Here is a 17,097-nt window from a genome sequence, read left to right as displayed (position 1 = left end):
GCTGCGGATAGTCCTGAGACAACGTCGAAGTGCTGGGTCAGAGATTGGGGTTCGATTCAGCTGTTGGTTCTTCGACGTAAGGCTTGAGCGCCACTTCCTCGCGCAAAGAAAGACGCTTCGTCTTCCATACAGTCCGGTTGAGAGACGCAAGCCGCCGGTGTTGCGGCCATAAAAGCTGGGCGGATACGGCAGCACTGTACAGTAGCCGCGGATTCGCTACGCGTTCCAAAGCCCACACCCACCATCGTGGCATGACAACCGCCCACCACGTCCATCCGGCACCCAATGCGATCAACATGACGACAACAAGAGTCAGAAATTTTATCCCGTTGCTCGCGTTACCTTGAATCCATCCCTGTATGATTGGCCCCAAAAACCAGATCGTCAGCAGCATGAGACCGAGGGCGGGTATCTTCACCACTATCTCGCCGACAAGTATCGCCCGGCCAACGCCGATGGTCTTTCCCCCTCGCCCCGGCGGCGAGAGGCCGTCGAACATCTGCGCGACGACAATAGTCAAGAACACGTACGCCGATCCGATGAGGCCGAGAAAGAACAATTTCCACGGCATGCCGAAATAGACGGCGCCAGCGTGGTAAGCGACGAGCGCGAGCAGGAAGCCCACACTCATTGACCATTTCCGATTCAGCAATCGCAACATTCCCGAGTATGCCTCTCCGGCCGTTCTGAAGCCTTGTAAGCGACGAGTAGCTCGAACTGCGATCAGAAATAGGCCCTTATCGGATTCCCCCGCTCGCCCCAGAAAACGAACCAGCGGCCTGCGGCGCGGACAATTTCGAGTTGCTCTGACAACGGAAGCGGCTCGGTGGGTTTGACAAGGCCCAAACGCGAAAGAAAGCTTCGATGTGCGACAAGAGGGGTCGTCATGCCGGCATCAGCTGCGTCAAGCAAAGCACGCCCATACTCGATCGCGGCTTCCGGAAATTTGTGCTCCCACGCCGCGCTCAGCGTTGGTTTCTCGATCACGTTCCTACAACTCTTCAGGAAGTCTCCGCGAAAGCTTGTCTCATCGACTCCGTCATAATACCCGCCATTGGAGTAGCTTGGAACGCCATCGCATTTCACGAGTCTCAAAACGTAGTAACCGTGGAATTCCTTGAGAGTAGCCGCTACGTCCTCTGGCGTTTGCGCCGTCCGGGCCTCGACAATCCATGCGTCCGCGGCGGAATCAAAACCAACGCGTGGTGCGCCGATCCGCTCATGGCCGGGAATGCTGATCGCGTTGAAACGGGCGATTTCCGTCTCTGACAGTTCGTCGTCTTTGAACGCACGCTCCAGAAGGCGGCGCCACTCTCCTTCGTGGCCAGGCTTTGCACATCCCTCCACAACGAGGTCGAGACCCATAGCGCACTCCGCCGGTTTAACCCGCGTTAATAGCAGGCCTCAGTTAACGCAACCAATACTATCATTGCACGCCCAGGTCCTGGCCGCGGGTCCCCATTGCTGGTTTTTACGTACTTGACCGGAACTATCGCTAAAGCATGCGTATAGGTTGAATTTTTCCACCGGATCAATTACTTGGGTCGCAAATCCTGACAATTCAGAACTAGGCTCCAGGCGATATCATGGACAGAGCGCCGCGTATTTCTTTCACGTCACTCGGTTGCCCCAAGGCATTGGTGGATTCCGAGCGCATCATCACGCGGCTGCGCGCGGAGGGCTATGAGCTTGCCCGCAAGCATGACGGGGCCGACATCGTCATCGTCAACACCTGCGGCTTCCTCGACAGCGCCAAGCAGGAATCGCTCTCGGCGATCGGCGAGGCCATGGCCGAGAACGGCAAGGTGATCGTGACCGGCTGCATGGGCGCGGAACCGGAAGCGATCGAGCAGGCCTATCCCGGCGTGCTCTCGATCACTGGTCCGCAGCAATATGAGAGCGTGCTCGATGCCGTGCATCGCGCGCTGCCGCCGGCGCACAATCCGCATCTCGACCTGGTGCCGCCGCAGGGCATCAAGCTGACGCCGCGGCACTACGCCTATTTGAAGATCTCCGAGGGCTGCAACAACCGCTGCACCTTCTGCATCATACCGAAGCTGCGCGGCGACCTGGTCTCGCGACCGGCCGACGACGTGCTGCGCGAGGCCGAGCGTCTGGTCGGCGCCGGCGTCAAGGAGCTGCTGGTGATCTCACAGGACACTTCGGCCTATGGCGTCGATCTCAAATATGCCGAGAGCCCGTGGAAGGATCGCCAGGTCCGCGCCAAATTCCTCGATCTCGCCCGCGAACTCGGCGAGCTCGGCGCCTGGGTGCGGCTCCAGTACGTTTACCCCTACCCGCATGTCGACGAGGTCATCGCGCTGATGAACGAGGGCAAGGTGCTGCCTTATCTCGACATCCCGTTCCAGCACGCGAGCCCCGAGGTGCTGAAGGCGATGAAGCGCCCGGCGGCGCAGGACAAGACGCTGGCGCGCATCAAGCGCTGGCGCGAGGAATGCCCTGACCTTGCTTTGCGCTCGACCTTCATCGTCGGCTTCCCCGGCGAGACGGATGCCGATTTCGCCTATCTGCTCGACTGGCTCGAAGAAGCCGAGATCGATCGGCTCGGCTGCTTCAAATACGAGCCGGTTGCGGGCGCAACGTCGAACGCCATCGCCAATCCCGTGCCCGACGAGGTCAAGCAGGAGCGCTACAACGCGCTGATGGCGCGCCAGCAGAAGATCTCGGCGCGGCGGCTGAAGCGCAAGGTCGGCACGCGCCAGCAGATCATCATCGACGAGGTCGGCCCGACCGTCGCCAAGGGCCGCTCCAAGGCGGATGCGCCGGAGATCGACGGCGCGGTGTATCTGTCGAGCCGCCGGCCTCTTCGCGTCGGTGAGATCGTCACCGCGAAGATCGAGCGCGCAGATCAGTACGATCTGCACGGCAGCGTTGCGGGATTCTAACTCCGTCATTGCTGGCGCAGCGATGACCGCTCCGTCCCCGTCATCCTGAGGCGCTCGCGCTGCGGCGCGAACGCGCCGGAGAGCGAGCCTCGAAGGACGACGGCTCGGCTGCATCCCGGCCGCTCATCCTTCGAGGCTCCCCATGGGACGCCTTGCGTCCCATGCCTCGCACCTCAGGATGACGGGTCAGCTATCGCCATCGCAGCGGTCGCAACGACGAAATGGAGTCGATCACGCCAGCCATTTCGGCACCCAGCGCTCGGGCCGCGGCGCGCGGGCGAGATCGGCCTTGGCCTCGGCGAGCAGTGCCGGCTCGCCATCGATCACAGGCCGCACATCGTATTCGAAATTCGGCATGACGCGGCCGTCGGCGTAGAGGCCGAACTTCATCGCGTACCACAGCCCGAGCTCGGGCTGGGCACGGCGCATCTCCTCGCGCAGATCGCGCAGCAGGGATTCGATCGAGCCCGCTTCCTCGAACGGCTGCGGCCCGCGCGACAGAACGCGCGCCTGGTATTGCCGGCCGACGATCGCGACCTCGAAGTGCGTCTTGTCCCAGGCGTTCTTGCCCTTGGGCAGATGCGCGGCGAGCCGCCAGCCGAGCTCGGCCATCAGGCGGTGATTGGCCCAATAGTCCTCCCGGTCCCGGCTCCACTTCTCGACGAAGCCGCGGAAATCCGGCAGCTCGGACGTGCCGTCCTCGCACGTCATGGGCGCGCCAGGCGGCCGCCGGGCAAGCCATTGCGCCAGTTCGACCGTCTGCGGCTCGACCTCGTCATGCGGCCGCAGATCGTGCCAAGCCTTGTCGAATTGCTGCGAGGTCAGCTTCGCGAGCAACGCATCGAGAGATGGCGCCAGCAGCTCATAATCGCCTTCGGAACCAAGGCCCACGATCGGCGGATCGTCGCGGTCCAGGCCAGCGCCGTACCAGCCGCCGACGGCCGAGCCGTCAGGCAGGCGCATGAACAGCGCGAAGCGATCGCGCAAGGGACTGCCATCGAAGATCGGGGCCTGGTCGGAGAATTGGCCTTGCAGCGAGAAGCAGCCGACGCTGCCCCAGGGGCGTCCGTTCAACCAGCCGGCGAAATCCAGCAGCAAAGGCGGCGCCTCGATGCCCGGCGGAAACGCGCCGCAAATGCTGTCGAGGTCGATCGGGTAAGGCGTATCGGACAAGGCTGCAACGATCTCGGTGGTCCCGCCCTTTTGGTCTGAACCGACGGTCGGCCGGTTCGAACCAATTCGCGTCCTTCGATCACAAACGCGCTAGAGGCGCAATGGTTGCGGCTGGGCCGGCACATGAAACACCACGAAACATCAGCAATTTGCTTCAAGCTGTCCGCAGCCGCCCTGGTGATGGCGCTGCTCGCGCAGTCCGCCCCCGCCACCGCCCGCTCCCCCTCGGCCGCGCAAGCACGCCAATGGTGCTACAGCGAGGACAAAGGTGGCAGCGAGGACCAGCGCATCGCCGGCTGCTCGGCGGTGCTGCAGGCCAATCCGTCGAATGCGGTCGCGCTCGCGAACCGCGGCGAGATGTTCCGGCGCAAGGGCGAGACCGAGCGCGCGCTGGCCGATCTCAACCGCGCCATCGATCTCGATGCGGACAACGCCGCCGCCTGGTTCAATCGCGGCATCGTCTATGACGATCTCGGCGACCGCGACCACGCCATCATGGATTACACGCGCGCGATCAAGCTCGATCCCGATGACGCCTGGTACTACAACAATCGCGGCAATTCCTACAGTGGCAAGAACGACTACGCCCATGCGCTCGCGGACTACAATCGCGCGATCAAGCTCGATCCGAAATTCGCGCTTGCCCTCTTCAACCGCGGGACGGCTTACCGCGAACATGGGGAGACCGACCGTGCGCTGGCCGACCTCGACCTGTCGATCAAGCTCGATCCGACCTATGGCCCCGCCTATGGCAACCGTGCGCGCATCTTCCGCGATCGCGGCGATCGGGACCGCGCGCTGGCCGATTTCGCCAAGTCGATCGAGCTCGGCCGATACAACGACCGCGATTTCTACGCGCGCGCCAACATGTATTTCGATGCGCAAGATTATGCACTGGCGCTCGAGGATTACGATCGCGCCATCAACGCCAATGCGAGCAATCCCGCAGCGTTCAATTCGCGCTGCATGACGCGCGCGATCCTCGGGCGTCTGCAGGAGGCGCTGGACGATTGCGAGCAGTCGCTGCGGATGGCTCCGAACGATCCCTACACGCTGGACAGCCGCGCCCTCACCTATCTCAAGCTCGGCAATCTCGATGCCGCGATTGCCGACTATGACGCCGCGCTGGGTGCCAAGCCAGAGCTCGGCAGCTCGCTGTATGGGCGCGGGCTTGCGAAACGGAAGAAGGGCGACGCCGCCGGCGCCGAACGCGACATCGCCGCCGCGAAGGCGATCAATGCCGGGATTGCCGAGGTGTTTTCGCAGTATGGCATCGAGTAGCCGCCACAAGCAGCGTCACGCGCGCGCAATGTGACACTATAATGCATTCACGCAGGGGTCACGGACTCGTCCTAATTCTCGCGCGCCTTCAACGCGAACGAGGAACGATGATGAGCCGCCTCTCGGACATGCTGCGCACGCAACGCTTCGACGACTACCGCTTCTACCACCAGAGCACCGTCAACCAGACGCTGCACCTGATCAGCGCGATCATCTTCCTCGCCTGCTATGCGCTGCTGTTCAAAGACCCTGCGCTGGCCGGATTGGTCGGCTGGCTCGCGATGCTGACGCGGCAGACCGGGCATTTCTTCTTCGAGCCGAACGGCTACGACGCCGTCAACGACGTCAGCAACGAGTATAAGGAAGCGGTCAAGGTCGGCTATAACCAGACCCGCAAGATCATTCTGCTGCTGGTCTGGGGCAGTGCGCCGATCGCGCTCTATGTGTATCCGACGCTGTTCGGCCTGTTTGCCCCACCGGCCGACCGCATCGACTTCATCCGCCACGTCGGTGCGCTCTGGCTCGCGATCGGCATCGGCGGCGGGCTGGCGCGGATGATCCAGCTGTTCGCCACGCGCGGCGTCACGACCGGCCTCGTCTGGGTCTTCAAGGTGCTGACCGATCCCTTCCACAACATCGCACTGTATTGGAATTCACCGCTCAAGCTGCTGCGCGGCGAGTTCATCGACACGTCGATTGCGGGCGCGGACTGGGGCGAGGAGGAGGCAGAGGAAGCGGCTCATTCCGCCTGATCGATGCACGCTCGGCGGGCATTCGGGGAAACATCCGCTTGACAAACCCCGCCCTTCGGCTGTACCGACGCGCCCCATGATCAAGACTCGGACCCATCTGCGCCAGGCCATGCGTCGTCGCTCCCGCGACGATGATGGGTTGCGCCATGTCCGACGACGCCGCTGAAGCACTGAATTCAGCCAGTTTTCGAGAAGGCCGCACCCGCAAAGTGCGGCCTTCTTGCTTTTCGCGTCCCTTTTTCGCCCCGAGATCTTCGCCACCCCAAGAGGAGTTCGACATGACGACGCATCCGTATGACGCGCTGATGGACATCACCGCACGGCCCAAGGCCGTGTTCGTCCGCGGCGCCGGCTCGTACCTCTGGGACGATAGCCGCAAGCGCTATCTCGACTTCGTGCAAGGCTGGGCCGTCAACTGCCTCGGCCATTCGCCGCCAGCGGTGGCCGAGGCATTGGCGGCGCAGGCCAAGCGGCTGCTGACGCCGAGCCCGGCCTTCTACAACGAACCGAGCCTCAAGCTCGCGCAGTCGCTGGTCGAGACCAGCGCCTTCGACCAGGTGTTCTTTGCCAATTCGGGTGCGGAAGCCAATGAAGGCGCGATCAAGCTCGCGCGCAAATATGGCAGCCTGCACAAGGGCGGCGCGTTCGAAATCATCAGCTTCGAAGGCGGCTTCCACGGCAGGACGCTGGCGACGATGTCGGCCTCGGGCAAGAAAGCGTTCGAACCACTGTTCGAGCCGAAAGTATCGGGCTTCAAGAAGGCCAGGCTCAACGACCTTGCTTCGGTGGAGCAGCTGATCAACGGCAACACCGTCGCGGTGATGCTGGAGCCGATCCAGAGCGAATCCGGCGTGTGGCCAGCGACCGACCAGTTCCTGCGGGAGCTGCGCGCGCTGACCGAGAAGCACGGCCTGCTGCTCATCTTCGACGAGATCCAGACCGGCATGGGCCGAACCGGAAAACTCTTCCACTACGAGCACACCGGCATCGCCCCCGATATCATGACGCTCGGCAAGGGCATCGGCGGCGGCGTGCCGCTCGCCGCCCTGCTTGCGACCGAACGCGCCTCCTGCTTCGAGCACGGCGACCAGGGCGGCACCTTCAACGGCAACCCGGTGATGTGCGCAGCCGGCCTTGCGGTGCTCGATGAGGTCGGCAAGCCGCAGTTCCTGAAGCAGGTGGTGGAGACCGGGCTGCTGCTCGAAAGCGAGCTGCAAAAAGTCTCGGTGCGGCACGGCCTCGGCGGCGTGCGCGGCCGCGGCCTGTTGCTCGCGCTCGACCTCAAGCTGCCGATCGCACCGGGGATCGTCGCGCAGGCCTTCGAGGCCGGCGTGCTGCTGAACGCGCCGCAGCTCGACACGCTTCGCTTCATGCCGGCCCTGAACGTCACGAAGGCAGAGATCGCGGAGATGATCGGCTGTCTCGACGCGATCCTGACCAAGGCCGGCGCGGCACGACGGGTGGCGTAACGTTCGCGAGGTGGCGTGGCGGAATAAAGCACCGTCACGCCACCTCTGGTCATGCCGGGCCGAAACGTTGCACAAGATGCGCAGCCTTGTCGGGGCCAATCTTCGCAACGATCGGTGCGAGCCGTTTGACCGGATGGCCGGCATCCCGATCAAGTTGTTCGCGGCACCGCTCTGTCGGCCAACGCGGGATGACGCCGCCGTCGCCGAATGCATCCAGGACTTTGTCCGACAGTTCCGGGATGATGCTCCAGGCAAGAACCGCAGACAAACGCACAAGATTGAGGCCGGTCCGCGTCACAACGGCGGCCCTGGCACGATCGGATTTGATTGCGGTCCAGGGCGCAGCCTGCTGGAGATACGCATTTGCCGCACTCCAGATCGCGCGCGTCTCCGACGCCGCCGCACGAAACTCCAGCGCTTCGTGGTGACGACGCAACGTGGCGATGCGCTGGTCGAGCTCGGCTGCCAGCCCAGCCTCCTGCCCGATCGGCGTGCCGCCATCTGGAATGCACCCGTCGAAGACGCTATGCGCAAAGCTGATGATACGGTTGGCGAGATTGCCGAAGACATCGGCAAGGTCCTTGTTCACCTCGGCGACGAAGCGCGGCACGGAAAAATCCGTATCGGCACTCTCCGGCGCGTTGGCGATCAACCACCAGCGCCAAAGGTCCGCCGGCAGCTCTTCGAGAGCCGCATCGGTAAACACGCCACGCTGCCCGCTGGTCGAGAATTTCCCGCCCTCGTGTGTGAGCCAGTGAAAGCCCTTGATGACATCGACCGTCTTCCAGGGCTCGCCCGATCCGAGCAGCGTCGCCGGAAAGCTGACGGCATGGAACGGCACGTTGTCCTTGCCGAGAAACTGGACGTACCTGACGTCATCGGCCTGGCGCCACCAAGATTGCCAATCGCGGCCGGACGCACATTCGGCCCATTCCTGCGTGGCGGCGATGTAGCCGATCGGCGCATCGAACCAGACGTAGAACACCTTGCTCTCGAAGCCCGCGCGGGGAACCGGAATCCCCCAGGCCAGATCGCGGGTGATGCAGCGATCCCTCAATTCGGCGGTCAGCCAACCTTTTGCCGTCGATACCACGAAGGGCGGCCAGCCGTTGCGTTTGTCGATCCAACTCCGCAGCGTCTCGACCAGACGAGACTGCCGCAGGAACAAATGCCGTGTCGGACGGATCTCGAGCGCGGTATCACCCGAGAGGGCCGAGCGCGGCGTGACCAACTCATCGGGATCGAGCAGCGTTCCGCAGCCGTCGCACTGATCGCCCCTTGCCTCACCGTACCCGCAATGCGGACAGGTCCCCAGCACGTAGCGGTCGGGCAGAAATCGCTGGTCGGCTGGCGACCACACCTGCCGCAATTCGCGCTCGTCGATCAGTCCGGCCGCATCGAGCCGCCGATAGAAATGCTGTGTCAGCGCGGCATTCTGCGACGACGAGGTTCGGCCAAAATGGTCGAAGGACAGGCCGAAGCGGCGATAGATGTCGGCCTGGATGGCGTGCTGCCGCGCGCAAAATTCGCCGACCTCCTCGCCCGCCTTCAGCGCACCGAGTTCGGCCGGCGTGCCGTGCTCGTCGGTGGCACAGATGAACAACACGTCGTCGCCGAGCTGTCGTCTGAACCGGGCATGCACGTCGGCAGGAAGCAGCGAACCGATCAGATTGCCGAGATGTTTGACGCCGTTAACATAAGGCAAAGCACTGGTGATGAGAATTCTGGTCATGGGGAGCGCCCTTTCGCATTGAAAAGCGCTGAATCCGTTGGAATCAAAAAGCCCTCCCGCATGAACCGGAAGGGCTGAATTCAGCTCACATGCAACGCGCCGGACGCGCGCTATCCCCTCCGGCAAACCTCCTTGCGGTCGGGCCGGGGCATTCGATTGAGCACTCGTGCAATGGCAAGGTTCACTGCGATCACCTCTACCGCTGAAAGTGCATCATTTCAGCGGCGCAATCAAGCAACAACTCACGGCTTCAAGATCGACGCGCCCGTGGTCTTGCGGCTTTCGAGGTCGATATGCGCCTTGGCGGCATCCTTCAGCGCATAGGCGTGATTGATCGGCACGTGCAGCTTGCCGTTGATGACGGCGGCGAACAGCGTGTCGGCGCCTTCCAGCAGCTCCTTGCGCGTGCCGATATAGTCGTTGAGCTTGGGCCGCGTCGCAAACAGCGAGCCGTGATTGTTGAGCTCGGCGATCGAGAACGGCGGCACGGGCCCTGAGGCATTGCCGAACGAGACGAACATGCCGCGCGGCTTCAGGCAGGACAGCGAGCCCGGGAACGTCGCCTTGCCGACGCCGTCGTAAACCACATCGCAGCCCTCGTTGCGGCTGATCTGCTTCACCCGCGCGACGAAGTCTTCTTCATTGTACAGGATGACGTGGTCGCAGCCATTGGCCTCGGCAAGCTCGGCCTTCTCGCGCGAACCGACGGTGCCGATGACATGCGCGCCGAGCGCCCGCGCCCATTGGCAGGCCAGAAGGCCAATGCCGCCGGCCGCGGCATGGATCAGCACGCGGTGATGCGGCTCGACCTTGAAGGTCTTGTGCAGCAGGTACCAGACGGTCAGGCCCTTGAGCATCAGCACGGCGCCCTGCTCGTGGGTGATGTGGTCGGGCAGCTTGACCAGCTTCTCCCAGGGGATGTTGCGCTCGCCCGTATACGCGCCGAGATTGTGGTAATAGGCGACACGATCGCCGGGATGGAAATGCGTCACGCCCGGTCCCACGGCAACGACCTCGCCGGAGGCCTCGTTGCCGGCGATGAAGGGCAGCCCCGGCGCCTTGTAGAGACCGGTGCGATAGTACACGTCGATGAAGTTCAGGCCGACCGCATGCTGGCGAATGCGCACCTCGCCGGGGCCTGGCGGGGGCACCTCGACGCTCTCATAGACCAGGGCCTCCGGGCCCCCGACCTTGTGCACGCGCACGGCTTTGGTCATCACCTGACCTCCTCTTCCTCAGGCGAAGCGAAAGACATAGCGCCCGCCTTGTCAACTCGATCAGTCGGAACGGCTGGACGGGCCGCTTGCCGGCTTGCTGCGATTGCGCTTGGCCAGCACGTTGAAGAACTCGACCGCCGCGGAGAACGCAATCGCAAAATAGATGTAGCCCCGCGGAATGTGGAATTTGAATCCGTCCGCGACCAGGGCGACGCCGATCAGCACCAGGAATGCCAGCGCCAGCATCTTGGTGGTTGGATGCTCTGCGACGAATCGCGCCACGGGTCCCGACGAAATGTACATGATCAGGCAGGCGATCACGACCGCCGCGATCATGATCTCGATGTCCTGCGCCATGCCGATCGCGGTGATGATCGAGTCCAGCGAGAACACGATGTCGACCACCACGATCTGGAGGATCACCCAGAAGAAGGCGCTGCCGCCGGTGTCCTGCTTGCCCTCGCCGTCATCGGCTTCGACCTCGGCGTGGATCTCGTGCGTCGCCTTGGCGATCAGGAACAGGCCGCCGCCAATCAGGATGAGGTCGCGCCAGGAGAAATCGTAGCCTGCAGCTGAGAACACCGGCGCGGTCAGGCCGATCAGCCAGACCAGCAGGCTGAGCAGGATGATGCGGAAGACCAGTGCCAGCGCCAGCCCGATCTGGCGGGCACGATGGGCCTGCTGCTCGGGAATGCGCGAGACGATCACCGACAGGAAGATGACGTTGTCGATGCCGAGCACGATCTCGAGCGACGTCAAAGTGAGCAACGCGGCCCAGGCCTCGGGGCTGGTCAGCAAATGCATCACGCGAAGGATCTCGCCAGGCGGATCAGGGCATCGCTGAAGGCGATCCAGAGCGCGATGGCACAAAGTGCAATCGTGACGCCGGGGCCGGCATGAAAATCCATCTCCAGCGCATAGAAGGCGAGCAAGCCCCACAGCACGATCAGCGACATCGTCAGCCAGCGCAGCCGCACCACGCGAACCGGATGCAGCACGTGAAACGGCACGAAGGTCAGCACCACGAGGGCTGCGACCAGCAGCGTCGACGACAGCGGCGGCCAGTGCAGCAGGAACAAATAGAACGCCGCCGCATTCCACAGCGCCGGAAAGCCGCGGAAATGATTGTCATCCGCCTTCATGCGCAGATCGGCGAAGTAGAGTGCGCTGGTGACGATGATGGCGATGCCGAGCAGAGGTGCCGCCACCGGCAGCAACATGCCGCTCGCCACGATCGCATAGGCCGGCACGAACACATAGGTGACGAAATCGACCACGAGATCCAGCACGTCGCCCGACCAGTTCGGCTGCACGGTCTTGACGTCGAGCAGCCGCGCCATCGGCCCGTCGATGGCATCGATGACGAGGGCAACGCCCAGCCAGCCGAACATCGCCGCCCAGTGCTCGCGCACGGCCTCCAGCATCGCGAGCAGCGCGATCGCCGCGCCGAAGGCGGTGAAGATGTGCACCGAGAATGCCGCGGCACGGATCACGGGCGTCGGCTTGAGGGAATCCTCTTGGCTGTCCATAGCTCCTGCTAGCAGAATGGGACCGGTTTGCACATCCGCCGTCGCGGCATTGCGCCGCGCAATCGGTCATAAAATCAGGCAAAATAGGTGGGCTTGAATTTGCCGCAGGCCATGTCAAATGTCGTTCCATGACAGACGCATCGACACTCTTTGACGCCAGCGTTATCGGCGGCGGACCGGCCGGCCTTGCGGCGGGAATTGCATTGGCTCAGCGCGGGGCGCGGACCGCGCTGGTGGCCCGGCGCCTGCCCTATGCCGACAACAGGACCACGGCGCTGCTGGGTACCTCCCTCGATCTCCTCGAGAGCCTCGACGTGTGGTCGCGCTGCAAGGACAAGGCGGCCGCGCTCGAGGTGATGCGCCTCGTCGACGACACCGGCCGCTTGTTCCGCAGCCCCGAGGTCCGCTTCTCCTGCCATGAGATCGGGCTCGATGCGTTCGGCTACAACATCGACAACCGCTCGCTGATGCTGGCGCTCGAGGCGCGCGCGGCCGAATTGCCCAATCTCGTGCGTTTCGACGACGAGGCCGAAAGCGTCGTGATCGAAGCCGAAGATGTCGCGATCCGCACAGCCTCCGGCCAGTTCCTGACCGCGCGCCTCGTGGTCGGCGCCGATGGGCGGCACTCGCTGTGCCGGGAGGCCGCCGGCATTGCGGTGACGCGGCGCGACCTGGCCCAAACGGCGCTGACATTCAACGTCGGCCATGGCAGGCCGCATCGCAACGTCTCGACCGAGTTCCACACGCCGCACGGGCCATGCGTGTTCGTGCCCCTGCCCGGCGATCGGTCCAGCATCGTCTGGGTTTGTGCGCCTGCCGAAGCCGAACGGCTACGGACTTTAAGCGACGAGGAGCTCTCCGTTGCGATTGAGAAACAGTCGCATTCGATCCTCGGCCGCATGACGGTCGAACCCGGCCGCCATCTGTTTCCGCTGGCGATCGAACGGCCGCAATCCTTCGGGCGCGACCGCATCGCCCTGGTCGGCGAAGCCGCCCACGTGGTTCCTCCGATCGGTGCCCAAGGCCTCAATCTCGGTCTGCGGGATGCTGCCGACATCGCCAGACTTGCCGGCGACGCCATCGCATCAGGTCAGGATCCCGGCGCGCCCGACCTGCTCAAGCGCTACGACCGGGCGCGGCGGCCCGACATCTTGAGCCGCACATTTGCGATCGACATCGCCAACCGCTCGCTGCTCAACGATTTCCTGCCGCTGCAACCGGTCCGCGCCGTCGGCATGCACCTGTTAGGTGCCATCGGCCCGCTGCGCCGTTTTGCCATGCGCGAAGGCCTGACGCCGACGTGGCGGAGGTAGCCCTTACGGAAACGCCAGCCGGCCGGTCTGAAGCAGCCACATCACGCTGGTCAGCGTGACCACCGATGCAAACGTGCCGAGCAGCACGGCGACGGATGCGGATTCGATCCAGGCATCGTTCTGACGGGCGATCACGAACACATTGAGCGCCGGCGGCAGCGAAGCCATCAGGATGGCCGTGGCGGCCCAGGGCTGCGCGAACGGGCCGAACGCCAGCATCAGGCCGAACGCTGCGAGCGGATGGATCAGGAGTTTGACTGCGATCACACCGGGCACCTCCCAGGGCACGCGATCGAACGGGCGCAGCGCCACCGTCACACCGAGCACGAACAGCGCGGTCGGCGCGGCTGCGTTCTGGAGGAAAGTGATGGTGCGGTCGAGCGCCACCGGCAGCTCGATGTGAAGCGCCGCCACGGCCGCGCCGAAGCAGGCCGACATGATCAGCGGATTGAGCACGATCTGCTTCAGCACCACGCCGAAGGCATGCACGATCGAGGGATGATCGCGGTCCGACAGCTCGATCAGCAAAGGCACGGCCGTGAACAGGAAGATGCTGTCGCAGCAGAAGATCAGCGCGGTCGGCGCCGAGGCCTTGGGCCCGAGCACGGCGAGCGCAAGGCCCGGCCCCATGTAGCCGATATTGCCGTAACCGCCGGACAGGCCCGCGAGCGTCGCTTCGCGTAGCGTCAGCCCACCAAGCAGCTTGCCGACCACCAGCGCGATGCTGAACGCCGCGACCGTCGACAGCGTGGTTGCGACCAGAAACGGCGGGTTGTTCAACTCCGAAAACGGCGTCTTCGACATGATCGCGAACAGCAGCGCCGGCAGCGACACGTAGAGCAGGAAGAAGTTCATCCAAGCGAGGCCTGATTCCGGCAGCGCCTTCGCCTTGCCGCAGGCGAAGCCGACGAAGATCAAGCCAAAATAAGGTAGTGCTAGATTGAGGATATCGGCCATTGATGAAGTGTTTTCTGAAGACCTGCCGGCTATCTATCCCGCGGCCGAGGGTTAATTCCCAATAAGGCCACTAGCATCGGCCACAATCCTGGTCTATCGACGGGGAATGATTAAAGCGCGGACAGCCAAGTTCCAGATCGGACAGGTCGTGCGCCACCGGATCTTCTCGTTCCGGGGGGTGATCTTCGACATCGATCCGGAATTCAACAACACCGAGGAGTGGTGGCTGTCGATCCCCGAGGAGGTGCGGCCCCACAAGGACCAGCCCTTCTATCATCTGCTCGCGGAGAACGCGGAGTCCGAGTACGTCGCCTACGTCTCCGAGCAGAACCTGTTGCCCGACGAGTCCGGCGAGCCGATCCGACATTCCCAGGTCGCCGAGATCTTCATCAAGAACAAGGATGGCGGCTACCGCCCGCGCAATCCCTCCTTGAACTAAGCGAGGCGGATTCCCTGGGTGTCGCGCCCATATCGATGCGCAACCAGACCCGTCACGCGGCCGTCAGGACCGACCTGAAAGCTGATCTCGGTGTCATCGGCATCCCAGTAAAAATGATCGGGCGCATCCGGGTGAAGCTCATAGGCTGAGCGCTGCTGTTCGGCCCCATCGATGACAAGCTGCGCAAACAGCCGGTCGGCCTCGCGGGTGATGGACAGCACGGCCGTCGGTAGCACCCTGTATCGCCCCACATAGCGTTCGAGGGCGGCGGCACCGAGAGCAATCCTGACAGGCCTGTTGTCTTGTGCGAGCGGGCTGCCGGTGATCAGATGAAAGCCAATATCGCCGACGCCATTCATGGCGAAAGCATTGCCGAGAACCACGACGCCCATGCGTCGCGCCAGATCGATCCCCAGAAAGCTCTGATAGCCGGCGGTGCCGCCACCATGGAACGCGACTTCCCTGGTCGGAGTCTTCACAACAAACCAGCCGAGTGCGGTCTCCATGTTCTTCGTGTCGGTTGGACGACGCGGACGCAGTTGCGCCGACATTGCCCGTCCGAGAGAGATCTCGACGAAGCCGAGTTCGGCCGCCATGAACCGAACGAGATCGTTTGCCGTGGAGCGCAGGGCTCCGGCGCCGGCGAGCGCTGCCAGGGTCCAGTTGCGGACCGGCCGCAGACCTTGATCATGACCTCGCGCAAGCCGCGCGGTCAGCGCAGGTGGAAGGTTGATGGCAGTGCTGGCCATGCCCAGCGGCCCGGTGATCCGTTGTCGCACCAGCGTCTCGTAGTCGAGACCCGTACGAAGCTCGAGGATATGGCCGAGCAGGCCAACACCAAGATTGGAGTATTGGTAGGTCGTGCCGATGTCCCGGCTGAGGACGTGGCTGGTGACGAACTGATAGAGCCTGTCGATGGAATAATCCCCAAAAGGGTTGGCCAGATCGCCGGGGTCGAAATTGCTGGGCATCGCCGGCAGGCCGGATGTATGGGTCGCCAGGTCGAACAGCGTGATCTGTTTGCCGCCACGCGTTGGCAGGGTCACGCCCACGGGCAGATGCTTGGCGGCTGGATCATGCAGAGAGATTTCGCCGCGTTCCGCCATGTCGGCCAGCAGCAGCGAGGTGAAGGTCTTTGTCACCGAGCCAATCTCGAACAGCGTGTCGCCATCCGGGATCCGATGATCGCCTTTATCGACCTTTCCGTACCCGATGATCCGATGCCCGTCCTGGTCGATGACGCCGACGACCAGGCCAACGCCTCGGCGCCGGGCATCGATCCGATCCATCAGAATTGCGCGTATTTTCGCGTCGTCCGGAAAACCCGAGCCCAAGTCCGCCAGCTCCCGATTGCGACACCGATGTGGGGATCCCCATCGATTCATCCAGACCGGCGAGGTTCTGACCGCCAACAAAATCCAAAGCAGGCAGCAAAAAAGGCGCTCGAGACGAGCGCCTTTTGCATGTCCGGGAGCTGAGCCCGACTACTTCTGGCCGGCCACCGGCGCGCCCGGAGGCGTGCCCTGCTGCTGCTGCTTCTTCTGCAGCTCCTCGGCCTTCTTCTGAAGCTCTTCCTGCAGCTTCTTCTGCGTTTCCTCGAACACTTTCGGATCGGTCGGCGGACCGTCATAGGCCTTCTGGAATTCGCCGGCGAGCGGCAGCGGCAGGGTCAGCGGCGCACCATTGGCGTTGATCGCCTGCACCACGAGGTTCTGCCCCTTCTTCATGTTGGCGAGGAGCTCGGGGGTCGCCTCGTAGTCCGACATGCAGCCGTTCTGGAAGCAGATCACATAAGGGCTTTGCAGCGGTGGATTGTTGTCGACGATGATGCGGGTGCCGTGCACGAGCTGCATGCCGAGCGGCAGCGTCACGCGCAGGATCTTCTTGGGCTCACCTTCCGGCTCGATGATCACGGCCGCGATAACCGGCTGGCCTGATTCGATGCGGCCGTCCTTGCCGGTGAAGCAGACCTGCTTGGCGTTGGCGTCCTGGCCCTTGAGGCAGAACTTGGTCCAGGGCGCGTAGATCAGCTGGATCTGCTGATCGGCGGGCTGGCCGCCCTGCGCTGCCGGAGCACCCTGCTGGGCCGGGGCCTGCTGGGCCTGGGGAGCCGGTGCGGCGGCCGGAGCCGGCGCCTTGGGGGCAGCCTTCGGCGCGGCTTTCGGGGCAGCCTTGGGGGCGCCCGGAGCCGGTGCGGGGGTCTGGGCTTCGGCGGCAAACGGAATGGCCAGGGCCGTCGCCGTCAACAGGGCGAGAACTCGCCCGCGCGGCCGGACGGACGCGGCCAAATAACGGAAATTCATTGCAGAAAACCCTTTCTGAACGGGAA

General features: G+C 63.6%; 16 protein-coding genes. 6 read left to right on the top strand and 10 right to left on the bottom strand.

Annotation, left to right across the window (positions count from 1 at the left end):
- Positions 1–37: 37 nt before the first annotated feature.
- On the bottom strand, positions 38–631 hold the full coding sequence (locus G8O24_RS23625) for a hypothetical protein (protein ID WP_188103508.1): 594 nt from the start codon (positions 629–631) through the stop codon (positions 38–40).
- 92 nt (positions 632–723) lie between these two features.
- Positions 724–1,365, bottom strand: a complete 642-nt coding sequence (locus tag G8O24_RS23620; protein ID WP_188103506.1) for a hypothetical protein — start codon at positions 1,363–1,365, stop codon at positions 724–726.
- Positions 1,366–1,586: 221 nt separating this feature from the next.
- Here G8O24_RS23620 and rimO point away from each other — a divergent pair, with 221 nt between their 5' ends.
- The gene (gene rimO / locus G8O24_RS23615; protein WP_188103504.1) at positions 1,587–2,906 is read left to right on the top strand and encodes a 30S ribosomal protein S12 methylthiotransferase RimO; all 1,320 of its coding nucleotides are present in this window, start codon (positions 1,587–1,589) and stop codon (positions 2,904–2,906) included.
- 231 nt (positions 2,907–3,137) lie between these two features.
- Here rimO and G8O24_RS23610 read toward each other — a convergent pair whose 3' ends face one another.
- Positions 3,138–4,079 carry a hypothetical protein gene (locus tag G8O24_RS23610; RefSeq protein WP_188103502.1) on the bottom strand — a complete coding sequence of 314 codons (942 nt, stop codon included), beginning with the start codon at positions 4,077–4,079 and terminating at the stop codon, positions 3,138–3,140.
- A gap of 123 nt (positions 4,080–4,202) precedes the next feature.
- Between G8O24_RS23610 and G8O24_RS23605 the strand changes: the two genes are divergently transcribed.
- The 3 genes from G8O24_RS23605 to G8O24_RS23595 all read left to right on the top strand — a co-directional run bounded on the left by G8O24_RS23605 (position 4,203) and on the right by G8O24_RS23595 (position 7,581).
- On the top strand, positions 4,203–5,360 hold the full coding sequence (locus G8O24_RS23605) for a tetratricopeptide repeat protein (RefSeq protein WP_244645965.1): 1,158 nt from the start codon (positions 4,203–4,205) through the stop codon (positions 5,358–5,360).
- 110 nt (positions 5,361–5,470) lie between these two features.
- Positions 5,471–6,112: a hypothetical protein gene (locus G8O24_RS23600; protein ID WP_188103500.1), complete on the top strand. Its 642-nt coding sequence runs from the start codon at positions 5,471–5,473 to the stop codon at positions 6,110–6,112.
- A 278-nt stretch (positions 6,113–6,390) separates the two neighbouring features.
- The gene (locus G8O24_RS23595) at positions 6,391–7,581 is read left to right on the top strand and encodes an acetylornithine transaminase (protein WP_188103499.1); all 1,191 of its coding nucleotides are present in this window, start codon (positions 6,391–6,393) and stop codon (positions 7,579–7,581) included.
- 49 nt (positions 7,582–7,630) lie between these two features.
- Here G8O24_RS23595 and metG read toward each other — a convergent pair whose 3' ends face one another.
- From metG to pcsA, 4 genes are all read right to left on the bottom strand, one after another.
- Complete coding sequence (gene metG, locus G8O24_RS23590) at positions 7,631–9,313, bottom strand: methionine--tRNA ligase (protein WP_188103497.1); 1,683 nt, start codon at positions 9,311–9,313, stop codon at positions 7,631–7,633.
- A gap of 242 nt (positions 9,314–9,555) precedes the next feature.
- Positions 9,556–10,530 carry a quinone oxidoreductase family protein gene (locus tag G8O24_RS23585; protein ID WP_188103495.1) on the bottom strand — a complete coding sequence of 325 codons (975 nt, stop codon included), beginning with the start codon at positions 10,528–10,530 and terminating at the stop codon, positions 9,556–9,558.
- A 60-nt stretch (positions 10,531–10,590) separates the two neighbouring features.
- Positions 10,591–11,337 (bottom strand): TerC family protein, encoded by a 747-nt coding sequence (locus G8O24_RS23580; protein ID WP_188103493.1) that lies wholly within the window; start codon positions 11,335–11,337, stop codon positions 10,591–10,593.
- Positions 11,334–12,059, bottom strand: coding sequence for a phosphatidylcholine synthase (gene pcsA, locus G8O24_RS23575; protein WP_188103491.1), 726 nt, complete (start codon positions 12,057–12,059; stop codon positions 11,334–11,336). The genes G8O24_RS23580 and pcsA overlap by 4 nt, the downstream gene beginning before the upstream one ends.
- Before the next feature lie 128 nt (positions 12,060–12,187).
- On the opposite strand from pcsA, the gene G8O24_RS23570 reads away from it, so the two are divergent.
- Positions 12,188–13,372, top strand: coding sequence for a UbiH/UbiF family hydroxylase (locus G8O24_RS23570; protein WP_188103489.1), 1,185 nt, complete (start codon positions 12,188–12,190; stop codon positions 13,370–13,372).
- Between the two features lie 3 nt (positions 13,373–13,375).
- Here G8O24_RS23570 and G8O24_RS23565 read toward each other — a convergent pair whose 3' ends face one another.
- Positions 13,376–14,329, bottom strand: coding sequence for an AEC family transporter (locus G8O24_RS23565; protein ID WP_188103487.1), 954 nt, complete (start codon positions 14,327–14,329; stop codon positions 13,376–13,378).
- A gap of 106 nt (positions 14,330–14,435) precedes the next feature.
- On the opposite strand from G8O24_RS23565, the gene hspQ reads away from it, so the two are divergent.
- The gene (hspQ, locus tag G8O24_RS23560; RefSeq protein WP_018317973.1) at positions 14,436–14,768 is read left to right on the top strand and encodes a heat shock protein HspQ; all 333 of its coding nucleotides are present in this window, start codon (positions 14,436–14,438) and stop codon (positions 14,766–14,768) included.
- Here the strand turns inward: hspQ and G8O24_RS23555 are convergent.
- Positions 14,765–16,102, bottom strand: a complete 1,338-nt coding sequence (locus G8O24_RS23555; RefSeq protein ID WP_188103485.1) for a serine hydrolase — start codon at positions 16,100–16,102, stop codon at positions 14,765–14,767. The genes hspQ and G8O24_RS23555 overlap by 4 nt on opposite strands.
- Positions 16,103–16,252: 150 nt before the next feature.
- Positions 16,253–17,071 (bottom strand): invasion associated locus B family protein, encoded by an 819-nt coding sequence (locus G8O24_RS23550; protein ID WP_188103483.1) that lies wholly within the window; start codon positions 17,069–17,071, stop codon positions 16,253–16,255.
- Positions 17,072–17,097: the final 26 nt, after the last annotated feature.

The sequence above is a fragment of the Bradyrhizobium campsiandrae genome, from assembly GCF_014529705.1.
Classification (GTDB): Bacteria; Pseudomonadota; Alphaproteobacteria; order Rhizobiales; family Xanthobacteraceae; genus Bradyrhizobium; species Bradyrhizobium campsiandrae.
The sequence above is the reverse complement of the archived record's forward strand: the minus strand, read 5'-3'. Positions and strand labels throughout refer to the sequence as shown.

Excerpts from the sequence above, each read along its gene's own strand:
- G8O24_RS23625 (WP_188103508.1), bottom strand. The coding sequence starts at position 631 with ATGAGTGTGGGCTTCCTGCTCGCGCTCGTCGCTTACCACGCTGGCGCC.
- G8O24_RS23620 (WP_188103506.1), bottom strand. The coding sequence starts at position 1,365 with ATGGGTCTCGACCTCGTTGTGGAGGGATGTGCAAAGCCTGGCCACGAA.
- rimO (WP_188103504.1), top strand. The coding sequence starts at position 1,587 with ATGGACAGAGCGCCGCGTATTTCTTTCACGTCACTCGGTTGCCCCAAG.
- G8O24_RS23605 (WP_244645965.1), top strand. The coding sequence starts at position 4,203 with ATGAAACACCACGAAACATCAGCAATTTGCTTCAAGCTGTCCGCAGCC.
- G8O24_RS23600 (WP_188103500.1), top strand. The coding sequence starts at position 5,471 with ATGAGCCGCCTCTCGGACATGCTGCGCACGCAACGCTTCGACGACTAC.
- G8O24_RS23595 (WP_188103499.1), top strand. The coding sequence starts at position 6,391 with ATGACGACGCATCCGTATGACGCGCTGATGGACATCACCGCACGGCCC.
- metG (WP_188103497.1), bottom strand. The coding sequence starts at position 9,313 with ATGACCAGAATTCTCATCACCAGTGCTTTGCCTTATGTTAACGGCGTC.
- G8O24_RS23585 (WP_188103495.1), bottom strand. The coding sequence starts at position 10,530 with ATGACCAAAGCCGTGCGCGTGCACAAGGTCGGGGGCCCGGAGGCCCTG.
- pcsA (WP_188103491.1), bottom strand. The coding sequence starts at position 12,059 with ATGGACAGCCAAGAGGATTCCCTCAAGCCGACGCCCGTGATCCGTGCC.
- G8O24_RS23570 (WP_188103489.1), top strand. The coding sequence starts at position 12,188 with ATGACAGACGCATCGACACTCTTTGACGCCAGCGTTATCGGCGGCGGA.
- G8O24_RS23565 (WP_188103487.1), bottom strand. The coding sequence starts at position 14,329 with ATGGCCGATATCCTCAATCTAGCACTACCTTATTTTGGCTTGATCTTC.
- hspQ (WP_018317973.1), top strand. The coding sequence starts at position 14,436 with ATGATTAAAGCGCGGACAGCCAAGTTCCAGATCGGACAGGTCGTGCGC.
- G8O24_RS23550 (WP_188103483.1), bottom strand. The coding sequence starts at position 17,071 with ATGAATTTCCGTTATTTGGCCGCGTCCGTCCGGCCGCGCGGGCGAGTT.